This is a genomic window from Mesocryomonas fontinalis (assembly GCF_055730125.2).
Map to the genome: position 1 here is coordinate 128,634 of NZ_JBUZWG020000001.1, position 24,743 is coordinate 153,376.

At 68.0% G+C, this 24,743-nt stretch carries 25 protein-coding genes; 7 read left to right on the forward strand and 18 right to left on the reverse strand.

Features of this window, described 5'->3' with window-relative positions; all coding sequences use genetic code 11:
* Positions 1-32: 32 nt before the first annotated feature.
* Positions 33-1,442: an aminotransferase-like domain-containing protein gene (locus tag ACZL02_RS00620; RefSeq protein WP_472938267.1), complete on the forward strand. Its 1,410-nt coding sequence runs from the start codon at positions 33-35 to the stop codon at positions 1,440-1,442.
* A 15-nt stretch (positions 1,443-1,457) separates the two neighbouring features.
* Here the strand turns inward: ACZL02_RS00620 and ACZL02_RS00625 are convergent, their stop codons facing one another.
* A complete protein-coding gene (locus tag ACZL02_RS00625; RefSeq protein ID WP_472938268.1) occupies positions 1,458-1,862 on the reverse strand; it encodes a hypothetical protein in 405 nt (134 codons plus the stop codon).
* A 169-nt stretch (positions 1,863-2,031) separates the two neighbouring features.
* Here ACZL02_RS00625 and ACZL02_RS00630 point away from each other — a divergent pair, with 169 nt between their 5' ends.
* The 3 genes from ACZL02_RS00630 (at position 2,032) to ACZL02_RS00640 (ending at position 6,022) form a co-directional block, all read left to right on the forward strand.
* Positions 2,032-3,660, forward strand: a complete 1,629-nt coding sequence (locus ACZL02_RS00630) for a long-chain-fatty-acid--CoA ligase (RefSeq protein ID WP_472938269.1) — start codon at positions 2,032-2,034, stop codon at positions 3,658-3,660.
* Between the two features lie 105 nt (positions 3,661-3,765).
* Positions 3,766-4,659 carry a DUF1499 domain-containing protein gene (locus ACZL02_RS00635; RefSeq protein ID WP_472938270.1) on the forward strand — a complete coding sequence of 298 codons (894 nt, stop codon included), beginning with the start codon at positions 3,766-3,768 and terminating at the stop codon, positions 4,657-4,659.
* A 277-nt stretch (positions 4,660-4,936) separates the two neighbouring features.
* Positions 4,937-6,022, forward strand: a complete 1,086-nt coding sequence (locus ACZL02_RS00640; protein WP_472938271.1) for an HWE histidine kinase domain-containing protein — start codon at positions 4,937-4,939, stop codon at positions 6,020-6,022.
* Between the two features lie 119 nt (positions 6,023-6,141).
* On the opposite strand, the gene ACZL02_RS00645 is transcribed toward ACZL02_RS00640, so the two are convergent.
* Genes ACZL02_RS00645 through ACZL02_RS00655 form a run of 3 tightly spaced genes read right to left on the reverse strand, consistent with a single transcriptional unit; the run spans position 6,142 to position 8,769 of the window.
* Positions 6,142-7,044 (reverse strand): MBL fold metallo-hydrolase, encoded by a 903-nt coding sequence (locus ACZL02_RS00645; RefSeq protein WP_472938272.1) that lies wholly within the window; start codon positions 7,042-7,044, stop codon positions 6,142-6,144.
* 40 nt (positions 7,045-7,084) lie between these two features.
* On the reverse strand, positions 7,085-7,843 hold the full coding sequence (locus ACZL02_RS00650; RefSeq protein ID WP_472938273.1) for a pseudouridine synthase: 759 nt from the start codon (positions 7,841-7,843) through the stop codon (positions 7,085-7,087).
* A complete protein-coding gene (locus ACZL02_RS00655) occupies positions 7,840-8,769 on the reverse strand; it encodes a class I SAM-dependent methyltransferase (protein WP_472938274.1) in 930 nt (309 codons plus the stop codon). The genes ACZL02_RS00650 and ACZL02_RS00655 overlap by 4 nt, the downstream gene beginning before the upstream one ends.
* 157 nt (positions 8,770-8,926) lie before the next feature.
* On the opposite strand from ACZL02_RS00655, the gene ACZL02_RS00660 reads away from it, so the two are divergent.
* On the forward strand, positions 8,927-9,253 hold the full coding sequence (locus ACZL02_RS00660; protein WP_472938275.1) for a YnfA family protein: 327 nt from the start codon (positions 8,927-8,929) through the stop codon (positions 9,251-9,253).
* 232 nt (positions 9,254-9,485) lie between these two features.
* Here ACZL02_RS00660 and ACZL02_RS00665 read toward each other — a convergent pair whose 3' ends face one another.
* From ACZL02_RS00665 to ACZL02_RS00675, 3 genes are read right to left on the reverse strand one after another with little or no spacing between them, the layout of a single operon-like run.
* Entirely contained in the window at positions 9,486-10,268 is a 783-nt protein-coding gene (locus ACZL02_RS00665; protein WP_472938276.1) for a MetQ/NlpA family ABC transporter substrate-binding protein, read from the reverse strand.
* A 49-nt stretch (positions 10,269-10,317) separates the two neighbouring features.
* Positions 10,318-10,983: a methionine ABC transporter permease gene (locus ACZL02_RS00670; RefSeq protein WP_472938277.1), complete on the reverse strand. Its 666-nt coding sequence runs from the start codon at positions 10,981-10,983 to the stop codon at positions 10,318-10,320.
* Positions 10,973-12,010 carry a methionine ABC transporter ATP-binding protein gene (locus tag ACZL02_RS00675; protein WP_472939077.1) on the reverse strand — a complete coding sequence of 346 codons (1,038 nt, stop codon included), beginning with the start codon at positions 12,008-12,010 and terminating at the stop codon, positions 10,973-10,975. Before ACZL02_RS00675 ends, ACZL02_RS00670 begins: the two co-directional genes overlap by 11 nt.
* Before the next feature lie 258 nt (positions 12,011-12,268).
* On the opposite strand from ACZL02_RS00675, the gene ACZL02_RS00680 reads away from it, so the two are divergent.
* Positions 12,269-12,538, forward strand: coding sequence for a CopG family ribbon-helix-helix protein (locus ACZL02_RS00680; RefSeq protein WP_472938278.1), 270 nt, complete (start codon positions 12,269-12,271; stop codon positions 12,536-12,538).
* A gap of 71 nt (positions 12,539-12,609) precedes the next feature.
* On the opposite strand, the gene ACZL02_RS00685 is transcribed toward ACZL02_RS00680, so the two are convergent.
* From ACZL02_RS00685 to ACZL02_RS00710, 6 genes are all read right to left on the reverse strand, one after another.
* Entirely contained in the window at positions 12,610-12,939 is a 330-nt protein-coding gene (locus ACZL02_RS00685; protein ID WP_472938279.1) for an L-rhamnose mutarotase, read from the reverse strand.
* Positions 12,936-13,958: a zinc-binding alcohol dehydrogenase family protein gene (locus ACZL02_RS00690; RefSeq protein ID WP_472938280.1), complete on the reverse strand. Its 1,023-nt coding sequence runs from the start codon at positions 13,956-13,958 to the stop codon at positions 12,936-12,938. Before ACZL02_RS00690 ends, ACZL02_RS00685 begins: the two co-directional genes overlap by 4 nt.
* A 26-nt stretch (positions 13,959-13,984) precedes the next feature.
* Positions 13,985-14,947: an ABC transporter permease gene (locus tag ACZL02_RS00695; protein ID WP_472938281.1), complete on the reverse strand. Its 963-nt coding sequence runs from the start codon at positions 14,945-14,947 to the stop codon at positions 13,985-13,987.
* A gap of 74 nt (positions 14,948-15,021) precedes the next feature.
* On the reverse strand, positions 15,022-16,545 hold the full coding sequence (locus tag ACZL02_RS00700; protein ID WP_472938282.1) for a sugar ABC transporter ATP-binding protein: 1,524 nt from the start codon (positions 16,543-16,545) through the stop codon (positions 15,022-15,024).
* A gap of 115 nt (positions 16,546-16,660) precedes the next feature.
* On the reverse strand, positions 16,661-17,638 hold the full coding sequence (locus ACZL02_RS00705) for an ABC transporter substrate-binding protein (protein WP_472939078.1): 978 nt from the start codon (positions 17,636-17,638) through the stop codon (positions 16,661-16,663).
* A gap of 169 nt (positions 17,639-17,807) precedes the next feature.
* Entirely contained in the window at positions 17,808-18,482 is a 675-nt protein-coding gene (locus ACZL02_RS00710; RefSeq protein WP_472938283.1) for a GntR family transcriptional regulator, read from the reverse strand.
* Between the two features lie 347 nt (positions 18,483-18,829).
* Here ACZL02_RS00710 and ACZL02_RS00715 point away from each other — a divergent pair, with 347 nt between their 5' ends.
* Positions 18,830-20,131, forward strand: coding sequence for a porin (locus tag ACZL02_RS00715; RefSeq protein WP_472938284.1), 1,302 nt, complete (start codon positions 18,830-18,832; stop codon positions 20,129-20,131).
* A 145-nt stretch (positions 20,132-20,276) separates the two neighbouring features.
* Here ACZL02_RS00715 and ACZL02_RS00720 read toward each other — a convergent pair whose 3' ends face one another.
* The 5 genes from ACZL02_RS00720 to ACZL02_RS00740 form a co-directional block, all read right to left on the reverse strand.
* Positions 20,277-20,690, reverse strand: coding sequence for a DUF3830 family protein (locus ACZL02_RS00720; protein WP_472938285.1), 414 nt, complete (start codon positions 20,688-20,690; stop codon positions 20,277-20,279).
* Between the two features lie 20 nt (positions 20,691-20,710).
* A complete protein-coding gene (locus ACZL02_RS00725) occupies positions 20,711-21,376 on the reverse strand; it encodes an aspartate/glutamate racemase family protein (protein WP_472938286.1) in 666 nt (221 codons plus the stop codon).
* A 34-nt stretch (positions 21,377-21,410) separates the two neighbouring features.
* Positions 21,411-22,295: an ABC transporter permease gene (locus tag ACZL02_RS00730; protein ID WP_472938287.1), complete on the reverse strand. Its 885-nt coding sequence runs from the start codon at positions 22,293-22,295 to the stop codon at positions 21,411-21,413.
* 1 nt (position 22,296) lies between these two features.
* Entirely contained in the window at positions 22,297-23,175 is an 879-nt protein-coding gene (locus ACZL02_RS00735) for an ABC transporter permease (protein WP_472938288.1), read from the reverse strand.
* Positions 23,176-23,420: 245 nt separating this feature from the next.
* Positions 23,421-24,710 (reverse strand): ABC transporter substrate-binding protein, encoded by a 1,290-nt coding sequence (locus ACZL02_RS00740; RefSeq protein WP_472938289.1) that lies wholly within the window; start codon positions 24,708-24,710, stop codon positions 23,421-23,423.
* Positions 24,711-24,743 lie beyond the last annotated feature (33 nt).

Here is a 24,743-nt window from a genome sequence, read left to right on the forward strand (position 1 = left end):
AAACCGTATGGGTCAGGCGGCTGGGAAAAGCGATGGCGATGCTGGAGAGGACGACGCCGGGAAGCCGCACGGGAAAGGTCATGCAGGAAATTCGCCGGCGCATGGCGGCCCGCATCCTGACCGCCGGCGATCGGCTGCCCTCGATCCGGGGCTTTGCCGACACGCTCGCCGTATCGCCGTCGACGGTCGCCGACGCCTATGACCGGCTGGCGGCGGAGGGCCTCATCCGGTCGCGGCCGGGCTCCGGCTTCTACGTCGCCGGTGTCCTGCCGCCGCTGGCGCTTGCCGAGGTGGAGCCGAGGGCCGATCGCCAGATAGATCCCTTCTGGGTGTCGCGCCAGTCGCTCGATGCGCCGGGCACCGCCTTGCGCCCGGGCTGCGGCTGGCTTCCGGCGGACTGGATGCCGGAAGCCGCCATCCGCCGCGGCCTCCGCCGCCTCGCCCACGCCGATCCCGCCGTCCTCGCCGACTACGGGCCGACGCGCGGCTCCATCGGATTGCGCAGCCACCTCGCTCACCGCTTTGCCGGCGAGGGGATCGATGCCGGCGCCGACGAGATCATGCTCACCGCCTCGGGGTCGCAGGCGCTGGACCTTCTCTGCCGCCTGCTGCTGCAGCCCGGCGACTGCGTGCTGGTCGACGATCCCTGCTACTTCAACTTCCAGGCCCTGCTGCGCGCGCACCGCGTCCGCATCCTCGGCGTCCCCCACACCCCGACCGGCCCGGACGTCGCCCTGTTCGCGGCCGCCGCCGCCACCCATCGACCGCGGCTCTACCTCACCAATTCGGCGATCCACAACCCGACCGGCGCGTCCCTTTCGGCGGAAACGGCGCGGGCCGTGCTCGAGACCGCGGCGGCGCACGACATGGTCATCGTCGAGGACGAGATCTTCGCCGATTTCGAGCCGGACCCTTCTCCGAGGCTCGCCGCCCTCGGCGGGCTCGGCCGCGTCGTGCGCATCGGCAGCTTCTCGAAGACACTGTCGGCCTCGACCCGCTGCGGCTACATCCTCGCGCGGGCCGACTGGATCGAGGCGCTGGTGGACCTGCAGATCGCCACGAACTTCGGCGGCCCGAGCCCGATCGCGGCCGAACTCGTGCTCGGCGTCATCGGCGACGACGCCTACCGGCGGCATCTGAAAACGCTACGCGCCCGCCTCGATCATTGCCGCCGCGACGTCGCCGGTGCGCTGGCGGACCTTGGCATTGCGGCATGGACGATCCCGCGCGGCGGCTTCACTCTCTGGTGCCGGCTGCCGGAGGGGCGCTCCGCCGCGGCCGTGGCGAGGGCTGCGATGACTGAGGGCCTGGTGCTGGCGCCGGGCGACATCTTCAGCGTCAGCCGATCGGCAAGCGATATGATGCGCTTCAACGTTGCGCAGATGGACGCGGGAAGCCTCGACGTGATCCGGAGATCGCTGAGGCCGACCCCGCGCCCTTAAGGTGTTCCGGCGCGCTCAGGCGGTGCCGGCCGGGCGCATGCCGGCGATCGGCAGGTCGCCGCGAATGCGCTCGAGCACGCCGATGAAGGCGCGGGCGAAGCCGTGGAAGCGCTCGCCGACCTCGGCCCTCGACGCCATGCGCACGGTCAGCCCGTCCTGGTCGAGGATGGCGAAGAGGATGCGGCCGGAATTGTCGCCGGCCATCCGGACCGCGGCGATCCGCTGGGCATCCTCGATCGAGCCGTCCGCGGGCATCTCGAACAGGATCTCGCCGCCGATCACATGGGCGGCGCTGCTGACGCAGTCGGCAAACGACGCCGCGGTGACGTCCTGCAGGTCGAGGGCGAGTTCGAACTCCACGGCCTCGAAGGGCTCGATGGCGCTGTCCGCGGCCGGGATGGCAGTGTGATTCTCGAGCATCTGTTTTCCCCTCGAATGGCGCCGTTTCCACTGGTGGCGGTGGCGGCTTGGCTTCGCTGGACAAAGATCCGGCGGGTGAACACACTGCAGCTCCGGCTTCGGTCCGGCTGAGGCTTCCCCAGAGAAGCCAGTCAAACCGAGAAATGCGACGAAAGGGAGGAAGCTGCCCGTGCAGGGACTGATGCAGGACTGGCCGCTGGCGTGCTCGAAGGTGATCGACCACGCCGCCACGTATCACGGCGGGCGCGCCGTTGTGTCCCGCTCGGTCGAGGGGCCGATCCACCGCACCACCTATGCCGAGGTGCGCCAGCGCTCGCTGAGGCTCGCCAAACGGCTGGCGGCCGAGGGGCTGCAGCCGGGCGACCGGGTGGCGACCATGGCCTGGAACACCTGGCGCCATCTCGAATGCTGGTACGGCATCACCGGCATCGGCGCGGTCTACCACACGCTCAACCCGCGGCTGTTTCCCCAGCAGATCGCCTGGATCATGAACGACGCGGAAGATCGCCTGATCTTCGTCGACCTCACCTTCCTGCCGATCCTCGAGGCCATCGCCCCCGCCATTCCGAGCCTTCGCCGCATCGTCGTCCTCACCGATGCGGCGCATCTGCCGGAGACCAGCCTCCCCGGCGTCGTGCCCTACGAGGAATGGCTTGCCGAGGCGGACGAGGATTTCGCCTGGGCCGTGGTCGGCGAGAACGATGCCGCCGGCATGTGCTACACCTCGGGCACGACGGGGGCGCCGAAAGGCGTCGTCTATTCCCACCGCTCCAACATCCTCCACTCGATGATCGCGCTCGGCGGCGACGCCATGGGCCTGTCGTCGCGCGACCGGGTGATGCCGGTGGTGCCGCTGTTCCACGCCAATGGCTGGGGCCTCGCCTTCTCCTGCCCGATGGCCGGCGCTGCGATGGTGATGCCCGGTCCGCGGATGGACGGCGCCTCGATCTTCGCGCTTCTGACCGAGGAGAAGGTGACGATGTCGGCGGCGGTGCCGACGGTCTGGATGATGCTCCTGCAGCACCTCGAAAAGCACGGCGGCGCGCTGCCGGACCTCGACCGCGTGGTGATCGGCGGATCGTCCTGCCCGCGCGCGACGATCCGCACCTTCCAGGACGACTACGGCGTCCGCGTCATCCACGCCTGGGGCATGACCGAGATGAGCCCGCTTGGCACGCTCTGCTCGATCACCGCCGACTATGCCGACCGCAGCGGCGAGGCGTTGCTCGACATCGCGCAGACGCAAGGGCATCCGCCGTTCGGCGTCGAGATGAAGGTGGTGGACGACGACGACGTGCCGCGGCCCTGGGACGGCGAGACCTTCGGCCGCCTGAAAGTCCGCGGGCCGGCGGTGGCGTCGGCCTATTTCAAGGGCGTCGGGGCGGAGGCGTTCGATGCCGACGGCTGGTTCGACACCGGCGACGTCGCCCATGTCGATCCGCACGGCTACATGAAGATCACCGACCGCTCCAAGGACGTGATCAAGTCCGGCGGCGAATGGATCTCCTCGATCGACCTCGAGAACCTCGCCGTCGGCCATCCCGACGTCGCCGAGGCGGCGGTGATCGGCATCCGCCATCCGAAATGGGACGAGCGGCCGCTCCTGGTCATCGTCGTCAAGGAGGGACGAAGCCCCGGCAAGGCGGACCTCATCGCCTTTCTCGACGGCAAGGTCGCGCGGTGGTGGCTTCCCGACGATGTCGTCGTGGTCGACGAGATCCCGCACACCGCGACCGGCAAGATCCAGAAGACGACGCTGCGCGAGCAGTTCGCGGACTACCGGTTTCCCCTCGAGTAGGCTTGCAAGGCGCGACGCCGGCGACCGGCGTGTTCAGGCTGGACGGCGCCTCGTTACTGGAGCGGTAACTCCGCTTGGTCTAGGATGCGTCGCAAGGGGCATTCTATGAGCGTGGCAGCATTGTCAGGGCATTATATCAGGAAGCAGCTGCGGACGGCGGGCTGGGCGCGGCGCATCGCGGCCTTCGCCGGCCTGCTGCTGGTCATCGGCATTCTCGTCTACCGTTTCGGCGGCATCGACTTCGCGGCGCTGAAAGCGGTGCTGCGGCTGGTCTTCGCGCTGGTCTGCCTGACGCTCGTCCTCGCGCTGGCGGGGCTTGGCCGCGTCTGGCGGCACGGCCACGAAGGCGGCGGCAAGGCGGCAGGGGCGCTGTTCATCGCGCTGCTGGTCGCCGCGCCTTTCGCCGCCGCCGCGGTGATCGCCAGCCGCAGCCCGATGGTCGACCGCGCCGAGACCGACGGCATGCTCGCCTCCGACATCGCCGAGGGCGCGACGCTCGCCGAGGCGCTGCCGAACGACGAAGGAGCGCCGGTGCTCGGCGGTCGGCATTACCAGGCGCGCGCCGCGCAGGTCTACATCCTCGTGCGCACGGTGCTGGCCGACGAGGGATGGGCGCTGGAGGACGTCTCGACCGCCGAGCCCGACGCACCGGCCGAGCCGCTCGATGATTCCGGCGACCTCGGTATTTCCGGCACCGTCGACATTCCGCTGCCGACCGCCCGCGGTTCGGTAACGGCACCGCCGGATCCCTTCGATCGGCCGGAATCGCGCGACTACACGCTCAAGGCCGTCGCCACCGGGCCGATCCTCGCGCTGCCGAGCGACGTCGTCATCCGGATTTCGGAGGACGACGACCAGACCTATGTCGACCTGCGCGCGACCTCGCGCCTCGTCGACTGGGATCTTGGCCAGAACCGCCGCTTCCTCGAGACCTTCCTCGCCGACCTCGATACCGCGATGGCCGGCCTCGTCGCCATCGGCCCGGTGGTCGAGGGCTGAGGTAGCGGAGCTGCGGCTTTCTGCCGCATAAGGCGCCGCCGGCATTTGCCACCGCCGGAAGACGCCGGCCTTGGGCGCGGCGCTCGCCGATCGCCAGCGGAGCACGGTTGGCGGTGCGGCGGGGTGCCGCTAGGGCACGTCAACATACTGATCTACCATCGGTCATGCCTGATCCGCTCGGACGCCCACGAGTTGAGCGAGGTCCTGCCGGCGTGTATGGTCCCCGCACCGCTGACCGGGCCTTTCGCCTAACGGCTGAGCCAACCGGACCCAGAAATTGCCAGACGCGTTCACAGCTGACATCGACCTCATCGCCAGCATCCCGGCCATCCCCTCGATCCTCGACGTCGTCTGCCGGCTGACAGGCATGGGCTTTGCGACCATCGCACGGGTGACCGAAGGCCGGTGGATCATCTGCGCGGTCAAGGATGAGATCCGTTTCGGTCTGGCTCCCGGTGGCGAGCTGAAGGTCGAGACGACGATCTGCCACGAGGTTCGGGAGAATTCCGAGGCTGTCGTGATCGAGAACGTCGCCGAGGATCGCATCTACTGTAAGCACCCGACGCCGGCGCTCTACGGCTTCCAAAGCTACGCATCCTTCCCGATCGTGCTGCCGGACGGTTCGTTCTTCGGCACCCTCTGCGCGATCGACCCGCATCCGCGAAAGCTGAAGACGCCCGAGATCATCGGGACCTTCAAGCTCTTCGCCGAGCTGATCGCATTCCATTTCGACTCCGCCCGCAAGCTGGCCGACACCCAGCGGCTGCTCGACGAACGCCGGGATGCCGACCGCCGTCAGCGCATCCTGCAGCGCGAACTGTCGCACCGGATGAAGAACACGCTGGCCATGGTACAGGCCGTCGTCACGCAGAGCCTTCGAAGCGCGACGTCGCTGAAAGACGCCGCCCATCTGGCGACGGAGCGGATCCAGGCGCTCGGGCGCGCCCAGGATATGTTGACCGAGACGAACTGGGAGACCGCGGACATTCGGGACGTGGTCACCGCCTCGATCGCGCCGCACCTCGACGGCGGCCAACGCTTCGTGATCGACGGGCCGCGGGCGGACCTGACGGCGCAGCAGGCAATGGGACTGTCCCTGGCGATCCATGAACTCGCGACGAACGCCGCCAAGTACGGCGCCCTGTCGAACGGAGCGGGACGGATCCACCTGTCGTGGACCATCGACGACGGGCAGCTGCAGCTGGACTGGCAGGAGAGCGGCGGGCCCGTGGTCGCGCCGCCGACCGGTAAGGGTTTCGGATCCAAGCTGACGGAACGCGTCGTGCCCACCTATTTCAGCGGCAAGGCGTCTCTCGCCTACCATCCGCACGGCTTGCACTACGCGCTTCAGGGCGTGATCTAGGATCACCCGTCCGATCCACCGGGGTTTCTGAAACGCACGGCCTCAGTCGCCATCCGATCGCTCTTCGAAGACGACGGGCCGCGCCGCAAGTGGCGACCGGCACTGAGATCCCAGCGCCGCTATCCCGCCGGAACGTAGATGCTGTCGACGAGCACCGCCCCCTCCGTCGTCACCGCGCCCTTGGCGACGAGATCCTCGAGATGGGCGAGGACCGAGAGGCCGGCGGCGCCGTGGAGGCGCGGATCGGTCTGGCGGTAGATGGCCGCGACGATCTCTGGGATCGTCCTGTCGCCGCCGTGCAGCCGTTCGAGGATCGCCGTCTCGCGCATTCGCCGGTGCGTCTTCAGCCCGCGCATGAACGCTTTCGGCTTGCGGACCGGCCCGCCATGGCCGGGCAGGAAGAGCGTCTCGTCGCGGGCGAGCAGGCGGTCGAGCGAGCCCATGTAGTCGGCCATCGAACCATCCGGCGGGGCGACGATGGTGGTCGACCAGACCATCACGTGGTCGCCCGAGAACAGCGTGTCGCCGAAGGCGAAGGCCATGTGGTTGGCGGTGTGGCCGGGCGTCGCCACCGCCTCGAAGCGGCCGGCGGGAAAGTCGAGGATCTCGCCGTCGCGGGCGATGCGGTCGGGGCGGAACGCGAGGTCGGCGGCGGCCTCCATCGCGTTGACCTCGCCTTCCTGCAGCGGGCGGGTGGCGCGGTGCGGCCCCTCGGCCACCACCGGGGCGCCGGTGGCGTCCCGCAGCCTGCCCACCAGCGCGGTATGGTCGCGGTGGGTGTGGGTGACGAGGATGGCGTCGACCGGCCGCCCCGCGATCGCCGCCATCAGCGCCTCGAAATGCCCGTCCTCGTCCGGGCCCGGATCGACCACGACCACGGAGCCGTCGCCGACGACGTAGCTGTTGGTGCCCTGGAAGGTGAACGGGCCGAGGTTGCGGCCGGTGACCCGGAGCACGCGGTGCGCCACCGGCACGGCCTCGCCATGCCGCGGATCGAACGAGGTTTCAAATTCTATGTCCATGCCGGACCCTTCGGCCTCTGCGCCGCGAGCGGCAAGCGCCTCACGCGGCGGCGTCCGTGGCCTTCGCCGGAAATACCTCGGCGATGTCGGCCGCCGTCATGACGCGGTATGCGCCGGGGGAAAGGTCCTCCGGCAGCGCCAGGCGGCCGATCCGGTCGCGGTGAAGCGCGGCGACATGGTTGCCGACGGCGGCGAACATCCGCCGGACCTGGTGGTAGCGCCCCTCGTGCAGGACGATGCGGGCCGTCGTCTCCGAAGTGACCTCGAGCTCGGCCGGCAGCAGCGGCTTGTCGTCGCCGTCGAGCATCAGGGTGCCGGCGGCGAAGAGCGCCGCCTCGTCGCCCTTCAGCGGACGCTCCAGCGTCACGACATAGCGCTTCGGCACATGGTGCTTCGGCGAGATGATCCGGTGCAGCAGTGCGCCGTCGTCGGTCAAAAGCAGCAGGCCCGACGTCTCCTTGTCGAGCCGGCCGACGGTCGAGAGCGCCGGGTCGCGCTGGCGCCAGCGCGGCGGCAACAGGCCGTAGACCAGCGGTCCCGCCTCCTTGTGCGAGCAGGTGACGCCGAGCGGCTTGTGGAGCAACAGGCAGACGCCGGGCAACGGATCGAGCGCCTCGCCGTCGACCACGAGCCCGGAAGCCAGCTCCGGCGTTAGCTTGACCCGGTCCTCGGCATCGCGGATCGGCGCGCCGTCCAGCACGATGCGGCCGTTGCGGGCCAGCTGCTGCATCTCGCGGCGCGAGCCGTAGCCGAGATTGGCGAGCAGCCGGTCGAGCCGGACGCTGGCCGGCCCCTTCACTTGCGCGCCTCGAAGATCTTGTAGCCGCCGCTCTCGGCCTTGAGGTTCACCAGCTTGAAGATCGGTTTCAGCACCTCTTCATAAGGCAGGTGCCGGTTGGCGGTGAGCCAGAGGAAGCCGCCGGGCTTCAGCATGTCCGCGGCCTGGCGGATGAAACTCTGGCCGAGCGTCCTGTCCTCGGTGCCACCGTCGTGGAAGGGCGGGTTCGTCACCACGAAGTCGAACTTGTCCGGCAGCCTGGCGCCGCCGCGGACGTCCGCCCACTGCACCGTTGCGCGGGGATCGCCGACGTTCTTGCGGGCGGCCTCGACGGCGCGGCGGTCGATGTCGACCAGCGCGATGCTTTCGACCTTCGGCGAGGCCAGCACCGCCAGTGCCAGGGTGCCCAGGCCGCAGCCGAGATCGGCGACACGGCCGGAGAGCTTTGGCAGCTGTTCGATGAGCAGCGCGCTGCCGGGATCGAGCCTGTCCCAGGAGAAGATGCCGGGCTGGGTCCAGAGGCCCGCCTCGTCCTGGCGCGGACCGCCTTCGGCGATCGCAGTGCCGAGGTTTTCGCGGGCGTCGCGGTCGAAGCTCTCGGGGCGGAGCGTTTCGCAGATGCGGAAATGCCGGCGCGAGTCCTCGCCGACGTCGCAGCCGAAAGCCTTCAGCTCCTTGGCGATGCGCAGGCCCCCCTTGTCCTTCAGCGCCAGCACGGTGAGCGGCGCGCCGGGCTTCAGCGCCTTCAGCGCCAAAGCGATGATCGCCCGGCGCTCGAGCGTTCCGGGCGGCGCGAGCAGCACCATGGCGCCGAAGCTCGCCGGGGTGGCCGCCTCGAGCGCGGACGCGCCGGGCACCAGCGGCGAAAACTGGATGGCGCCGTCGGGGAGATCGACGAGGTCGGCGGGCGGGGCGCCATAGACGCCGGTGGGGATGATCTGGGACACGGGAATTTCCAATCGGCTTTTCCGCGTCTCTATATCGCCGGGCCGGCAAAGGCTATGCGGAAGGCCGATGCGGCGGTGAGAAGCCGGTTGCACCGTCGTCGGGCCGGCGCGCGGGGAGCCGCCGGGCAGATATCGAACGTCGTTGAAAGAGGGCCGAATGCCAACGATCCTGATCTATGCCCTTGCCGCGCTGGCCGAGATCGGCGGCTGCTTCGCCTTCTGGGCCTGGCTGCGGCTGGGGAGATCGGTGCTCTGGCTGATGCCGGGCCTGCTCAGCCTTGCCGCTTTCGCCTGGCTCCTGGCCCTCGTCCCCACTGATCAGGCCGGACGCGCCTATGCCGCCTATGGCGGGGTCTACATCGCCGCCTCGATCGCCTGGCTCTTCGCCGCCGAGGGCGTCCGCCCCGACCGTTGGGACATCACCGGCGCGGCGATCTGCCTGGTCGGGGCGGGGATCATTCTCTGGGGGCCGCGCGGGGCGTGAGCGGAGAGGCCGCTGGCAGGGAAGGAGGCTTGCGCCATGCCCACCCCTCTCTGCCTGCCGGCATCTCCCCCTCAAGGGGGGAGATCAAGCACGGGACCGCCCGCGATAAGCCGATCTCCCCCCCCTTTGAGGGGAGATGCCCGGCAGGGCAGAGGGGCCAACTGCCGCGGCGATAGCAACTACGCGAGCTGACGCCGCGACCGCGTTCCCGCCACCTCCCCCCAAACCCGCCTTACCAGCTCGGGATTACCGCGCCCTTGAAGCGCTCGGTGACGAAGGCCTTCACCTCGGGGCTGTGATAGGTCTCGACCAGCGTCTTGACGAAGGGCTTGTCCTTGTCGGCGCCGCGCACGGCGATGACGTTGACGTAAGGCGACTTCGCGGCCTCCTTGGCGATGGCGTCCTTCTGCGGGTCGAGGCCGCCTTCCAGCGCGTAGTTGGTGTTGATGACGGCGGCATCGACGTCGGCGAGCGAGCGCGGCAGCTGGGCGGCGTCGAGCTCGGCGATCTTGATGTTCTTTGGGTTCTCGGTGATGTCGAGCGGCGTCGGCTTCAGGCCGGCGGCCGGGTCGAGCTTGAACAGGCCGAGATCGGCCAGCAGCAGCAGCGCGCGGCCGCCATTGGTCGGATCGTTCGGCACCGCCACCTGGGCGCCGTCGGCGAGCTCGGCGATCGCCTTCACCTTCTGCGAATAGATACCCATCGGGAAGTTGACCGAGGTGGCGACGCTGACGAGGTCGTAGCCGCGGTCCTTCACCTGGTTGTCGAGATAGGGCTGGTGCTGGAAGGAGTTGGCGTCGAGGTCGCCGTCCGCCAGCGCCTGGTTCGGCACGACGTAGTCGGAGAATTCGAGGATCTCGATATCGAGGCCCTTCGGCGCGGCGAGCGCCTTCACCTTCTCCATGATCTCCGCATGCGGACCGGGGGTGACGCCGATCTTGATGCTTTCGGCCGAAGCCGGCAGCGCAAAGCCGCCTGCGAGAAGCGCGGCGACGAGGATGGATTTCAGACGCATGGAAGTTCCTTTGCGGGATGCGGGGCGGGTTGGGGATGCGGGGTCGGCGTCAGGCCTTGCGGCTGCGCTTGTCGAAGCGCCGGGCAATGAGGTCGCCGGTCGACTGCACGGCCTGGACGAGGACGATCAGCACGAGCACGACGGCCAGCATCATCTCCGGCATGAAGCGCTGGTAGCCGTAGCGGATGCCGAGATCGCCGAGGCCGCCGCCGCCGACGGCGCCGACCATGGCGGAATAGCCGATCAGGCTGACCACGGTCATCGTCACGCCGAGGGTGATCGACGGCCGCGCCTCCGGCACCAGCACCTTCAAGACGATCTGCAGCGGCGTCGCGCCCATCGCGCGGGCGGCTTCCGTGAGGCCCGGATCGACCTCGCGGATCGCCGATTCGACAAGGCGGGCGACGAAGGGGATGGTGGCGATGGTCAGCGGCACGATCGCCGCCGTCGTGCCGATCGAGGTGCCGGTCAGGAACCGCGTCAGCGGGATGATGGCAACGACAAGGATGATGAAGGGCGTCGAGCGCAGCGCGTTGACGACGACGCCGAGCAGCCGGTTGACCATCGGCGCGGCGTAGAGCTCGCCCTTCCGGCTGGTGGCGAGGAAGACGCCGAGCGGCGCACCGAAGACGATGCCGATCGCCGCCGCCACGGCCACCATGAACAGCGTGTCGAGCGTGGAGGCGAGGATCAGGTTGATCATGTTAGCGGACATGGCCGAGAACCTCCGCAGAAAGGCCGCGCGCGGCGATGAAGGCGAGCGCTGGCGCAAGGCTCGGCTCCGGCAACGAGACGACGAGCGTGCCGAAAGGCTGGCCGCCGATCTCGTCGACGGCGCCGGCGAGGATGTTGACGTCGATGGCAAGCTCCCGGCCGAGGGCGGCGAGGATCGGGTCGGTGGCGGTCGGCCCGGTGAACAGGATTTTCACCACCGCCTGCGTGTCCGGCCCGGCGGCCTGCGTCAGGCGCTCGGTGACGAAGGCCGGCAGCAGCCGGACGCCGGTGACGCCTTCGAGGAAGGCACGGGTCACCGCATGCTGCGGCCGGGCGAAGACCGAGTAGAGCTCGCCTTCCTCGACCACGCGCCCGGCATCCAGCACCGCGACGCGGCTCGCCACCTCCCGCACCACCTGCATCTCATGGGTGATGAGGAGGACGGTGAGGCCGAGCTCGGCGTTGATCTGCCGGAGCAGCGCCAGCACCTGGCGCGTCGTCTCCGGGTCGAGCGCCGAAGTCGCCTCGTCCGACAGCAGCACCTTCGGCTCGGTCGCCAGCGCCCGCGCGATGCCGACGCGCTGTTTCTGACCGCCCGACAACTCGGCGGGATAGCGGCCGGCCTTGTCGCCGAGGCCGACGAGGTCGAGCAACGGGCCGACGCGGGCGCGGATGTCGCGGCGGCTGACGCCGGCGATCTCCAGCGGCAGCGCGACATTGTCGAAGGCGGTGCGCGACGACAGGAGGTTGAAGTGCTGGAAGATCATGCCGACGGAACGGCGCACGCCCCGCAGGCCCGCCTCGTCCAGGCCGGCGACGTCGACGCCGTCGACCAGCACTTCGCCCGCGCTCGGCCGCTCCAGCCCGTTGACCAGCCGCACCAGCGTCGACTTGCCGGCGCCCGACCGGCCGATGATGCCGGTGATGCTGCCGCGCGGCACGGTGAGGCTGACATCGCGGAGCGCGACGAAGGCGGCTTGGCCCTTGGCGGCGGCAAACTCCTTGCGGACGGCGGAGAACCGGATGATCGGTTCGGCGGACTTCTCGGCGACGGGCACGGCACAACTTCGAATGGGGGCGTCCGGCACGAAGCCGACTCCAGGAAGAGGAAGACATGCCGCCTCGAACTGCCGCGTGCAAGGAAGGAACGTGCGGGGGAAGGCCGGCGGGTGGAAAAGCGATCCGCCCTACGCCCAGCCGAAGTCGTTCGTCGCGCCCCGTTTGCCGCGTTGACAGGATGTGCTGGAGGAGGGACCCTCGCGCAGGAAGAGAACGAGGTGCCGGTGATGGATGAGGCGAAAACGCAGCTGACGGTTTCTTTGCCCGTGTCGCAGGCGGCGAGCGTCGATCGGATCGCTGCCGTGACGGAGCGCGAACGAGACTGGATCATCCAGAGAGTGTTGTCCCAGTATCTGCGCGGTGAGGGAGCCGACATTCTTGCGGACGCGGACGGGATGGCGCAGCTCGCGGAGGGGCAGGGCGTCGGCCTCGATCAGGTCCTCTTGAAGGCCGAGTCCATCATCCGCCGCGCCGAGGCGTATCGAAGCGCAGCGTGATCCGGCTGTCGCCCCGAGCGGAGCGTTCCTCGCATTGGCGCGGAGGGACAAGACGGTCAGGACTGACCGCCTCACTCCATCCGGAACACTTCCTCCATCGGCGCCCACCATTCGCCCTCGGCGCGGTTTTCGCGGGGGACCTGGCAGGGGTCGGTGAGCTTCCACCAGCGCTGGGTGTCGGGGCAGGCGGCGATGGCCTTCTGGTCGGCGGCGTGGTCGTTGCCGTGGTATTCATAGGTGCCGAAAAGGACGTTTTCGGGCTCCTGCAGGAAGATCGAGAAGGCCCGGATGTTCTGGCGGTGGAGCGTCGCCAGCACGGCCGGCCAGACGTCGGCGTGCAGCGCCTTGTATTCCGCCACCTTGTCGGCCCGGAGGCCGATGGTCATCGCATAGCGTTTCATGCCGGCAGCTCCACGAGGATTTTCAGAACGGCGCCGCGGTTGGCGTCCCAGTAGGGAAGGGCGGCCGCGGCATCGTCGAAGGCGAAGGTGTCCGAGATCAGCCGGTCGGCTTCGTCGCCCATCGCCTCGAGGCACGCGGCCGCGGCGGCGAAGTCGGCGGCGGTCGCGTTGCGCGAGCCGAAGATGTCGAGCTCCTTCAGGTTGAAAAGCTGCGTCTGGTAGCTGACCGGCGCCTTGCAGTAGCCGATGTAGACGACGCGGCCGGCGAAGCTTGCGAACTCCACGGCTTGGGTGAACGTCTCGGGCAAGCCGACCGCCTCGATGACGACGTCGAAGCCGTCATCGCCGGTGAGGCGGGATACGGCGGCCGACGCGTCCTCCTCGGCCGGATTGATGCTGGCGGCTGCCCCGAGCGAGCGGGCGAGCGCCAGCTTGTCGCCGGCGATGTCGAGGACGGTGACCTCCGCCCCCTTGCGCACGGCGCCGAGCAGCGCGCCCATGCCGATCATGCCGCAGCCGATCACCAGCACGCGGTCGCCCTTCTCCACAAGGCCGCGCTCGACGGCGTGGAAGCCGACCGAGAGCGGCTCTATCAAGGCTAGATGGCGGGGCGCCAGCACCTCGTTGACGATGATCTTCTCGAACGGCACCGTCAGCCGCTCTTTCAGCCCGCCATCCTGCTGCACGCCGAGGGTGCGGTTGTAGCGGCAGGCATTGGTGCGGCCCTTGCGGCAGGACGAGCAGGTGCCGCACGCGGTGTAGGGCAGGACGGTGACGCGGGTGCCGACGGAAAGATGCGCTGGCACCCCGCTGCCGACCTCGGCAATCTCGCCACCGATCTCGTGGCCGGGAATGCGCGGCAGGCTGACCAGCGGGTTGAGGCCGCGGAAGGTGTTGAGGTCGCTGCCGCAGAGGCCGACATGGCGGATGGCGACGACGACCTCGCCGGGGCCGGGCGTGGTCTCCGGGGTGCTGCCGAGGGCGGTGGTGCCGACGGCGTCGATGAACAGGGCTTTCATGCGGTGGCTCTCTCCAGGGCGGCGGCTCAGCGGCCGCGGCGCCTCAGCTGGTCGAAGAAGACGATGACGATGATGAGGACGCCGGTGATGATCCTCTGCCAGAACGAGTTGAGGTTGAGAAGGTTGGCGCCGTTGTTGATGGTGGCAAGGATGAAGGCGCCGATCAGCGGGCCGTGTATCGAGCCGATCGCGCCGAACAGGCTGGTGCCGCCGATCACCGAGGAGGCGATCGCCTGCAACTCCCAGCCCTCCGCCTGGGTGGCGTTGCCGATGCCGATGCGCGCGGCGAGGAGGATGCCGACGAAGGCCGCGCAGAGCGCCGACAGCGAATAGGCGAGGTAGATCATGGTCGAGACCCGCACGCCCGAAAGGCGCGCGGCCTCCGCGTTCGAGCCGACGGCGAAGAGATAGCGGCCCCAGCGGCTCTGGTGCAGGAAGATGAAGGCGGGCACCGCGACGAGGATTACCATCCAGAAGAGGTTGGGGACGCCGATCAGGCTGCCGCGCGAGAATTCGTTGAAGGCCTCGTTCTTGATGCTGATGGTCGAGCCGTTGGTGATCAGCAGGCCGATGCCGCGCAGCGAGGTCAGCGTCGCCAGCGTGATGATGAAGGGCGGCAGGCCCATCCGCACGATGGCGAAGCCGTGGAACAGGCCGATGCCGAGGCCCATCGCCAGCGTCAGGAGGACCGCCGCCCAGATCGGAAACTGCGCCTGCAGCAGCAGCGCGACGATCACCGTCGAGAAGCCGACGATGGCGCCGACCGAGAGGTCGATGCCGGCGGTGATGATGACGAAGGTCTGGCCGATCGCCAGGATCGCGATCATCGAGCCTTGCCGCAGGAGGTTGGCGATGTTGCTGGCGGTGGCGAAGTTCGGCGTGGCGACCGCGAGGATCGTGCAGAGCAGCAGGAGGAAGCCGAGGAGGGTCAGCGCGAACAGGAAGCTGAAATTGCGGCGCGGCTTGGCCGGCACGGGTTCGGTCGTCATGGGCAGCTCCTGCGGGCAGGGTTTGTCGGGAGGCGAAGGCCGGGGCTTCCGGCAGGCGAGGTGGGGCCGTGCCGTCAGACGCCGATGGCTTGCGCCAGCACGTCCTCGTGGCTCGATTGCTGGTAGGCGCGGGTGGCGACGAGGCGGCCGCTGCGGAAGACGTGCAGCGTGTCGGCGAGCTCGTAGACCTCCGGCAGGTAGGACGAGATCAGGAGGATGCCGGCGCCGCGCTTCAGCAGCGCCCCGAACAGCCGGTAGATCTCGGCCTTGGTGCCGACGTCGACGCCGACCGTCGGCTCGTCGAAGATGAACAGCTCGGCGCCGTGGTTCAGCCACTTGCCGATGACGATCTTCTGCTGGTTGCCACCCGACATCGAGGAGGCAAGGCTCCGCCGGCTCGGCGTCTTGATGCCGAGGCTCTTGATCTGCCGGTCGGCGTGCTCGTGCTCGAGCGTGCGCGAGACGGTGAGGCCGCGGGTCAGCCGGTCGTAGATCGGCAGGTTCAGGTTGAGGCCGATCGGCAGGTTCAGGCAGAGCCCCTGGTCGCGCCGGCTCTCCGGCGCCAGCGCCATGCCGAGCCCGATGGCGACGCGCTCGTCGGAGATCTCGACCGGCCGGCCTTTCCACAGCGTCTCGCCCGCCGTCTTCTTGGTCCGGCCGTAGAGGCCCATGACGAACTCGCTGCGGCCGGCGCCGATGAGGCCGTAGAGACCGACGATCTCGCCGGCGCGCACCGTCAGCGAGACGTCGCTGAAGCCGGGACCCGAGAGGTTGCGGACCTCGACGAGGGGAGCGCCGAGCGCGATCGTCTCCTTGTGGTAGATCTGCTCCAGCGAGCGGTTGATCATCATGGCGACGAGCTCGGCGTCATCTGTCTCGCCGATCAGCCGGGTGCCGACGAGGACGCCGTCGCGCAGCACCGAGACGCGGTCGGCAAGCTCGAACACCTCCTCCATCCGGTGGCTGATGTAGACGATGGTCACCCCTTCCGACTTCAAGCGGCGGATGAGGGCGAACAGCTGGTCGGCCTCCTGGCGGGTGAGGTAGGCGGTCGGCTCGTCGAAGATCAGGAACTTCGTGCCGCGCAGCGAGGCGCGGGCGGTGGCGACGAGCTGCTGCTGGCCGATGGTCAGCGATTCCAGCGGCGCGGCGGCTGGCAGCCGGAACCCCATGTCGTCGAGGATCGCCTGCGCGGCCTTGGTCATCTCGCGCTTCTGCAAGATTCCGAAACGCGCCTTCTCGTCGCCGAGGAAGATGTTGGCGGCGACCGAGAGGTGCGGGCAGAGCACGACCTCCTGGTGCACCGCATTGATGCCGAGGTCGATCGCATCCTGCGGCTGGGCGAGCGCCACAGGCTCGCCGCGCCAGAACGCCTCGCCTGACGTGCGGCGGATGACGCCGGTCAGGAGCTTGATCAGCGTCGACTTGCCGGCACCGTTCTCGCCGACGATGGCGTGGATCTCGCCGGCATCGAAGGCCAGCGTCAGCGGCTTCAGCGCCCGGACCGGGCCGTAGGTTTTCTCGAGGCCCCTGAGCTCGAAGATCGGCCCCGGCGTCTCGGCCGCTGCCGCCCCTCGGGCGGCCAATGCTTGCGTCACGCTGTCAGTCCCTCCCAGGATGTCTCCGGGAGCGGTTGCCCCCGGAGGATGGTCGAGCGCCGCCGTGCCGGCCCGGTTGCTTCCGGGCTTGGTTCACGGCGGGCCTGGCTTTTGCTCAGTTCACCTTGGGGTTCAGCAGTTCCTGCGAGCGGGCCTCGTTCATGTTGGCGGTGGTGATGAGGTTGGCGCCGGTGTCGACGTTCTTCTCGACCTTCTCCTTCTTGGAGACGGCGAGCGCGGTCTTGATGCCGTCATAGCCCATCCGGTAGGGGTCCTGGACCACCAGCGCCGAGATCACGCCTTCCTTCAGGAAGCCGACCAGCTTGTCGTCGCTGTCGAAGCCGACCAGCGCGACCTTGTCCTGCGCCTTGTTCTCGGCGATCGCCTGGCCGGCGCCCTGCGCCATGATGAGGTTCGAGGCGAAGATGCCGACGAGGTTCGGGTTGGCGGTCAGAAGGTCTGTCGTCATGTTGAGGCCGGTCGCCGCCTGGCCGTCGGCATACTTGTCGGCGACGAGCTTGAGGCCGGGATACTTCTCCTTCAGCTGAGCGGTGAAGCCCTCGCGCCGCTGTTCCAGCGAGCCGGCGCCCGGCGTGTTGGTGATCAGCGCGACGTCGCCCTCGGCCTTGCCGTGCTTGGCGGTGATCGCCGCGGCGAGGCCGTCGGCGGCGATGCGCCCGCCCTGCACGTTGTCGGTGGTCAGGAACGAGGAGAAGGCGTCGGAGTCGGCGCCGGAATCGATGCCGATGATCGGAACCGACGCGGCCGCCTCGGTGATCGGGGCGCCGAGCGCGGCGCGTTCGGTCGGCGAGATGACGATCGCCGCCGGGGCGCCGGAGACGGCGTTTTCGAGGATGGAGATCTGGCCGTTGACGTCGGTCTCGGCCTGCGCGCCGAGCTCGGGCACGGTGACGCCGAGGTCCTTTCCGGCAGCGCGGGCACCTGCCAGCACGATCTGCCAGTAGAAGGACGTGGTGTCCTTGACGATGATCGGGATCGTCACCCCTTGCGCCACCGCCGGGCCCGCGGGCACCAGGCTGGAGACGGCGAGAAGGGCGACGGCGACGGTGCCGAGGATGCCGCGGCGGCTCATGCGATACGATGACATTCTATTCCTCCCAAAGGCGCTCTGCGGTGTCATCGTCATGCCGGCGCGGAGCATGCCGTGATCCTTGCCCCGTTCGGGGCCGGCGGGCGCGGTTGATCCGCTGCTCCGCCAGGAATGCTGGTCTTCTTGCGGCCCGGAAAGGCCGCGAGACGTCTTACTTCACCGGCAGCTCGTCCGGGTGGCGGGCCACCAGGTCGTCGCGGCTGGATTCGAGGTGGTGCCGGAGCGCGGCGACCACGGCCTCCGCGTCGCCCGACCGGAAGGCGTCCATGATGGCGGTATGCTCGATCCGGACCCGCTCGGCGACATAGGTGTCGATCGAGTAGGTCCGGGCGGTCTGCAGCCGCATCTGGATCGACTGGTGCCAACCGGCGAGCACCGAATTGCCGCCGAGCTTCACCAGCCGGTCGTGGAACTCCCGGTCGAGCGCGATCGCCTTACTGAGCGCCGCCTTGCTCCTGGCCGGCAGGATCTGGAACTGTTGGTCCGCCAGCGTCGCCAGCCCGTCGATGAAGGCCGCGTCGACGCGACCGGCGCTCCAGCCGGCGGTTACCGCATTGGTCTCGATCAGGATCCGCGCCTCGTAGATCTCGACGATGTCCTCGACGAGGAAGCGCCGCACCAGCGAGGCCCGGCGGTCGTTGCCGGTGACGAGGCCGTCGCGTTCGAGCAGCGCCAGCGCCTCCTTGATCGGCGTCTGGCTGATGGCCAGCTCCTGCGCGAGTTCGTCCGGAAACAGCCGCTGCCCGGCGCTGAGCTCGCCCGACAGGATCTTGTTCTGAATTTCCGCATAGGCCTGTCGCGCCAGCGTCGGTCGCCCGGTCGCCATCACCGCTCCCCCCGATTTGCCGAGAGATCATCACGGCAACGGAAGCGGGTCAATAAAAAATTTTCTATTTAGTTGGGGCTGACGTTCGAAGGAGTTGCCCGGGCGTCGTCGGCACCGGTTGAAGCAGGCCGGGGGTGATCAGCCGCGCCTTGGGGCCGGGTTCACGCCTCGCCCCCACCATCGTTGCCCCGCTGCAACAGCCAGCCCCGGACAAGTAAGCTAGACCTATCTTCGCGTGCAGCGACCACTTTATCGTCATATAGACTTCGCGTTGCAACCTTAGTCCAGCCCCATCGCCGCCGCAATTGCTGCCGGCGCGTCAGGCCGCGGTTACCAGGAGCGTTCCCATGCGCATCAAGACCCTTCTTCTCAGCTCCGCTGCCGTCCTTTGCGGCGCGATGTCGGCGCAGGCCGCCGATGCCGTGGTCATGGTCGAGCCCGAGCCGGCTGAATATGTCCGCGTCTGCGACGTCTACGGCGCCGGCTTCTTCTACATCCCGGGCACCGAGACCTGCCTCAAGGTCGGTGGCTATGTGCGCGCCCGCGTCATCGTCGAGGACAAGATCGGCAACAACGACCTCGACGATGCCGGGCGCGATGCCAATGGCGACGTCGTCTTCGACAACGATGCCGCGCGCATGGGCACGAGGGTCCGCGCCCGGCTCGAGTTCGACGCCCGCGAGGAGACCGAGTTCGGCACGCTGCGCGCCAAGGTCCGCGTGCAGGCCGAGAATACCGGCAACGGCTTCGCCACCGGCGACGAGAGCTACGGCATGGACGAGGGCTATCTGCAGCTCGGCGGCCTGACGGCTGGCTATGTCGACTCGCTCTGGACGCACAATGACGGCGGCATCGAGGACGGCCTGCTGCTCGAGGAAGCCGACTTCGCCGCCGGCGATTTCACGCAGAACCGCATCTCCTACATGTACACCGACAACGGCTTCTCGGCGACGATCTCGACCGAAGACGACGGCACCGGCGATTTCGTCCCCGACGTCCTCGGCAAGCTCGCCTACACCGGCGCCTTCGGTGGCGCCTACCTCATCGGCGTGTTCGACGAGGAAGCCTACAGCCGGACCTTCGCCAACGATGTCGACTTCGCCTCGCTCGGCGTCGACAGCGACATCTTCGGCACGCTGGTCCTGCCGGAAGGCTACGCCGCCAACGACAGCGCCTTTGCGCTCAAGGCCGGCGTCCTCCTCGAGAACCTCGTCGCCGACGACTCGTCGTTCAAGATCGAGGGCCATTACGCTTTCGAGCCGACGGAATATGCGGTGGTCGAGACCGCCTACGGCGAGGGGCTCCTCGACGGCAATTTCGTCGGGCAGAACGTGCCGAGCGAATACCAGATCGGCGCGGGCTACAGCCAGACCTTCGGCAAGCTCACCCTCGCGGTCGACGGCGTCTACGGCGAGACCTTCGAGCTCGAAGTGGCCAATGGCGGCTTCTTCAACGGCAACGAGTTCGTCGGTGGCACGCAGAAGGTCGGTTCGGCCGACTATTACGGCCTCGGCCTGAATGTCGGCTACGAGATCACCACCAACCTGTCGCTGCTCGGCGAAGTCTCCTACCGCGACATCGACCTGCCGGCGGGCGTCGACAATTTCGACCAGACCGCCGGCTATCTCGAGCTGAAGCGCGAGTTCTGATCGCTGCTGCGGCAGGCATCGACGCCCGCCTGAGCACCTGATCCTTTGCCTCGGGGGGCGGCGGTCTGTGACCGTCGCCCCCCGTTGGCGTTTTCGCGCCGGTCGTCGCAACGGGAGAGACGCCTGAGGTTCGCGTCCGGCGGGTTCAGCCCGCCCGCAGCACCATCGTCTTCGCCCCGGTCCACAGCGTCTCGCGCCCCAGCCGCGTCAAAACGTCGAGCCGGTCGGTGATGGTGAGGAAATGGTTGCCGGCGAGCGGCCCGGCCTTGCTGGCGAAGGCGACGGGGCCGTAGGCCAGCAGGATCTCGGTCTCGCTGACGCCGCCGGGATAGAGGATCATCTGCCCGGGCGCCGGATGACTGGTGGCGTTCTCGTAGCCGAGGCCGAAATCGAGGTCGCCGAGCGGGATCCAGCAAGCCTCGCCCGACCAGCGGACATGGATGATCCGCTCGGTATAGGGCAGCACTTTCAGCATCGCCGCGACGGTCTTCGGCGCCGCCTCGTTCTCCAGCCGCGCCGGAAAGATCTCGTCGTCGATGACGACGGTGATGCTGGTCATATCACGTTCTCCGGTTGGTCTCAGGCGGTGCCGGCCTTATCAGCCAAAATCCGCGCTTCGAGAAGTCCGACGGCCGCCACGACGCCGTCGATCACCGGCAGGCCGAAACGCTCGGTATAGTCGGCGGCAAGGTCGGCCATCCCCGCGCAGCCGAGCACGATCGCCGCGGGCCGGTCCTCGGCGAGGGCGCGCGCGATCTCGGCGGCCACCGTCTCACGGGCGGCGCTGCCTTCCTCCTCCAGCGCCAGCACCGGCACTTCCGACGCCCGCACCCGCGCGCAGGCGGAAGAGAAGCCATAGGTCTCGATGTTGCCGGCAATTACCGGGATCGACACCGACAGCGTGGTGACGACGGAAAACCGCCGTCCACCGGCCATGGCGGCGATGAAGGCAGCCTCGCCGATGCCGACGACCGGCTTCTCCGTCAGCCGCCGGGCTTCCGCGAGGCCGGTATCGTCGAAGCAGGCAATGGCGAACCCGTCCATGGCGTCGGCATGCTCGGCGATCAGCGCGAGAAGACCGGGCACCGCGGCATCGCCGTCTTCCGGGCCCTGGATCGAGGAAGGTCCGGTGACGGAAGTCAGCGCGACGATCTCGGTGCCATCGGAAGCCGCGGCCTGGGCGGCGATCGCCACCTTGTCGGTCATCGAGGCGGTGGAGTTCGGATTGATGAAGCAGAGGCGCATGGCGGAGTCTTTGGTCCGAGAAATCTGGAAGGCGCTAAAGCGTCCCCTTGCCGGCATCCGAGGCACCACGCGTGCGGCGGCGACGGAGCAGCAGCCCGGTGCCGAGCGTCGCGCCGATGACCAGGAACGAGATCGCCGTGGTCAGCGTGCCCAGCGCGTAGATCGCCGGGGTCGTCACCGTCGTCGTCAGCCCCTGCAGCTCAAGCGGCAGCGTGTTGGGCCCGCCGATCGCCTGGCTGGAGCGGGCGATCTCGTCCCAGGACAGGGTGAAGCCGAACAGCGCGACGCCGATGAGGTAAGGCGCGATGATCGGCAGCACGACATGCCGGAAGGTCTGCCAGGGCGATGCGCCGAGATCGCGCGCGGCCTCCTCATAGGCCGGGTTGAAGCGGTTGAAGACGACGAACATGATGAGCATGCCGAAAGGCAGCGTCCAGGTGAGGTGCGCGCCGAGCGCCGAGGTGAAGAGGCCCATCGCCGACTGGAAGGCCGGACCCAGCAGCGCATGCTCCTTGATGAAGTCGTCGAGGATGCGGAATTCCAGCGCGATGCCGAGCGAGACGACGATCGAGGGCAGGATCAGGCTGGCGATGGCGGTGTAGAACAGCAGCGTCGAGCCGACGAAGCGGCGGCGGAAGGCGAGGCCCGCCAGCACCGAGATCACCACGGTCAGCACGGTGACGACGAGGCCGAGGCGGAAGGAGCGCCCGAAGGCCGCCCAGACGTCGACGACGCCGAGCCCTTGCCACAAGACGCCGAACCAGTGCGTCGAGAAGCCGTTCATCGGAAAGGTCAGCCCGCCTTGCGGGCCCTGGAAGGACAGGATGACGATGGTCAGCGTCGGCCCGTAGAGGAAGGCGACGAACAGCGTGAAGAAGGCGGCGAGGAGGTAGAAGACCGGGCTGCGTCTTTCGCTCATCTCAAAGCTCCTTGCGGATGTCGACGAGCCGCGTCAGCGCGAAGATCATCAGGAGGACGGTGGCGAGCAGCACCACCGCATTGGCGGCGGCGACCGGGAACTGCAGGTAGCTGATTTCGACGGATATCGTCTTGCCGACCGAGGCGATCTGCTGGCCGCCCATCAAGCCGATGGTGATGAAGTCGCCCATCACGATGGTGATGACGAAGATCGAGCCGATGGCGATGCCGGTCTTCGACAGGGGGATGATGACGTTGGTCAGCGTCTGCCAGCCGCTGGCGCCGGCATCCTTCGCCGCCTCGATCAGCGAGCGGTCGATCCGCAGCATGGAATTGTAGATCGGCACCACCATGAAGAAGGTGAACAGGTGGACGAAGGTGATGGTCACCGAGAATTTCGAATAGAGCAGCCAGTCCAGCGGTGCGTCGATCGCGCCGATGCCGAGGAGCGCCTTGTTCACCAACCCCTCCCGCCCGAGCAGCGGGATCCAGGAGATCATCCGGATGACGTTGGAGGTCCAGAACGGGATGGTGCAGACGAGGAAGAGCATCGACTGGATCGCCTTGCTGCGCACCTCGAAGGCGAGGAAGTAGGCGACGGTGAAGCCGATCACGAGGGTCAGCACCCAGACGGTGACGCAGAAATAGAGCGTCGACAGGTAGGTCTTGAAGGTCGTGCAGACGGTTGGCAGCTTGACGATGCAGCGGTCGAACACGTCCATGTAGTTCTGCAGGACGAAGGCCGGCTGGATCGAATAGTTCTCGTAGGTCCAGAAGCTCACCACCACGATGAAGGCCAGCGGAATCACCAGGAAGACCAGGAACACCATGCCGAGCGGCATGGCCTGGAGATAGGGTGCGATGCTGGAGCGTGATGCCATGGAAGATCCGGGTGCGAGGGTAAAGCCGCCGATCTCCCCCCATGAGGGGGAGATGTCCGGCAGGACAGAGGGGGGGCGAGCCGCCGCGACGTCGAAGGCCGGCGCCGCTCTGTCGTTTCGGTCCGGGGCTTGGTGCTCCGGAGCTTTTGTCGGGGGGCCGGGGAGCGCCGCGCTCGACGGCGCCCCCCTCTGGCCTGCCGGCCATCTCCCCCTCAAGGGGGGAGATCGGCAGACCTGTCGTCCGCTTACGCCGCGACGAACTCGTTCCACTTGCGGATCATGTAGGCGTCCTCGTCCATCACGGCGTTCCAGCAGGCGACGGCGCCCATGCGGTCCTCGTAGGAGCCGCCGTCGCGCTTGGTGCCCTTCAGCGCGATGGTCTCGCCGGACGGGGACTTGATGTCCTCGGCGGCTTCCTTGCCCTCCATCCAGTAGGCCCACTCATAGGGCTGCATGGCGGCCTTGGCGGTGGGCAGGACGCCGGCGTAGTAGCCCTGGCGGTTGAGGAAGGCGCCGGCCCAGCCGGAGAGGAACCAGTTGACGAACTCGTAGGCGGCGTCGAGCTTCGGGCCTTCGAGCGTCGCCGGCAGCGCAAAACCGGACGCCCAGGCGCGATAGCCTTCCTTCAGCGGCTGGAACACGCAGTCGATGCCCTTGCCGCGCACGGCGGTGACGGCCGGCGACCACATCGACTGGATCACCACCTCGCCGGAGGCCATCAGGTTGACGCTCTCGTTGAAGTCGGACCAGAGGGCACGGAACTGGCCGGCCTGCTTGGCCTCGATCAGCGTCGCGATCGTCATGTCGATCTCGTCGCGGGTCATGTTGCCCTTGTCGGGATATTTGTACTTGCCGGTGGCCTCGATCACCATCGCGGCGTCCATGATGCCGATCGAGGGGATGTTGAGGATCGACGCCTTGCCCTTGAATTCGGGGTTCAGCAGTTCTGCCCAGCTCTCGATCGGACGCTTGATGAGGTCGGGCCGGATGCCGAGCGTGTCGGCATTGTAGGTGGTCGGGATCAGCGAGATCCACTGCGTCGGCTCGGCCGAGAACTCCTTCGACTTGTTGCCCTTGAGGTAGAGCACCTTCCACGGTGCGGTGCCCTGGGCGCCGATCTTCTTGCCGTTGATCTCGCCCTTGGTGAAGACGGGCGTGATGTTGTCGAATTCCTTGATGCGCTTGGCGTCCATGCCCATCAGGTTGCCCGACGGCACGAACTTCTTCAGGGAGAAGTATTCGGTGTCGACGATGTCGAAGGTGTTGGGCTGGGTGATGATGCGCTTGGTTACCTCGTCGGTGGTCACCGGCACGTATTCGATGGTGATGCCGAGGTCTTCCTTGACCTTGTCGGCGATCTCCTTGGACTGGTTCACCGCCGTGCCGAGATAGCGCAAGGTCTTTGCCTCTTGCGCGCGGGCGCCGGAGACATAGGGGAAGCCGGTGATGCCGCCGATCGCGGAGGCGGCGACGGCAGCGCCGCCGGTCTTCAGCAGGCTGCGGCGGCTGACGAAATTCTTGAACATCTCGGTCATGGCGTTCCTCTCTGGTGGGGTGGGGTCTTCGGT

Bases quoted from the DNA above. Each gene is read 5' to 3' on its own strand.
- ACZL02_RS00695 (WP_472938281.1), bottom strand. From the start codon at position 14,947: ATGACGACCGAACCCGTGCCGGCCAAGCCGCGCCGCAATTTCAGCTTC.
- ACZL02_RS00660 (WP_472938275.1), top strand. From the start codon at position 8,927: ATGCCAACGATCCTGATCTATGCCCTTGCCGCGCTGGCCGAGATCGGC.
- ACZL02_RS00645 (WP_472938272.1), bottom strand. From the start codon at position 7,044: ATGGACATAGAATTTGAAACCTCGTTCGATCCGCGGCATGGCGAGGCC.
- ACZL02_RS00730 (WP_472938287.1), bottom strand. From the start codon at position 22,295: ATGAGCGAAAGACGCAGCCCGGTCTTCTACCTCCTCGCCGCCTTCTTC.
- ACZL02_RS00685 (WP_472938279.1), bottom strand. From the start codon at position 12,939: ATGAAACGCTATGCGATGACCATCGGCCTCCGGGCCGACAAGGTGGCG.
- ACZL02_RS00625 (WP_472938268.1), bottom strand. From the start codon at position 1,862: ATGCTCGAGAATCACACTGCCATCCCGGCCGCGGACAGCGCCATCGAG.
- ACZL02_RS00740 (WP_472938289.1), bottom strand. From the start codon at position 24,710: ATGACCGAGATGTTCAAGAATTTCGTCAGCCGCCGCAGCCTGCTGAAG.
- ACZL02_RS00705 (WP_472939078.1), bottom strand. From the start codon at position 17,638: ATGAGCCGCCGCGGCATCCTCGGCACCGTCGCCGTCGCCCTTCTCGCC.
- ACZL02_RS00680 (WP_472938278.1), top strand. From the start codon at position 12,269: ATGGATGAGGCGAAAACGCAGCTGACGGTTTCTTTGCCCGTGTCGCAG.
- ACZL02_RS00715 (WP_472938284.1), top strand. From the start codon at position 18,830: ATGCGCATCAAGACCCTTCTTCTCAGCTCCGCTGCCGTCCTTTGCGGC.
- ACZL02_RS00725 (WP_472938286.1), bottom strand. From the start codon at position 21,376: ATGCGCCTCTGCTTCATCAATCCGAACTCCACCGCCTCGATGACCGAC.
- ACZL02_RS00665 (WP_472938276.1), bottom strand. From the start codon at position 10,268: ATGCGTCTGAAATCCATCCTCGTCGCCGCGCTTCTCGCAGGCGGCTTT.
- ACZL02_RS00635 (WP_472938270.1), top strand. From the start codon at position 3,766: ATGAGCGTGGCAGCATTGTCAGGGCATTATATCAGGAAGCAGCTGCGG.
- ACZL02_RS00720 (WP_472938285.1), bottom strand. From the start codon at position 20,690: ATGACCAGCATCACCGTCGTCATCGACGACGAGATCTTTCCGGCGCGG.
- ACZL02_RS00670 (WP_472938277.1), bottom strand. From the start codon at position 10,983: ATGTCCGCTAACATGATCAACCTGATCCTCGCCTCCACGCTCGACACG.
- ACZL02_RS00620 (WP_472938267.1), top strand. From the start codon at position 33: ATGGCGATGCTGGAGAGGACGACGCCGGGAAGCCGCACGGGAAAGGTC.
- ACZL02_RS00710 (WP_472938283.1), bottom strand. From the start codon at position 18,482: ATGGCGACCGGGCGACCGACGCTGGCGCGACAGGCCTATGCGGAAATT.
- ACZL02_RS00735 (WP_472938288.1), bottom strand. From the start codon at position 23,175: ATGGCATCACGCTCCAGCATCGCACCCTATCTCCAGGCCATGCCGCTC.
- ACZL02_RS00690 (WP_472938280.1), bottom strand. From the start codon at position 13,958: ATGAAAGCCCTGTTCATCGACGCCGTCGGCACCACCGCCCTCGGCAGC.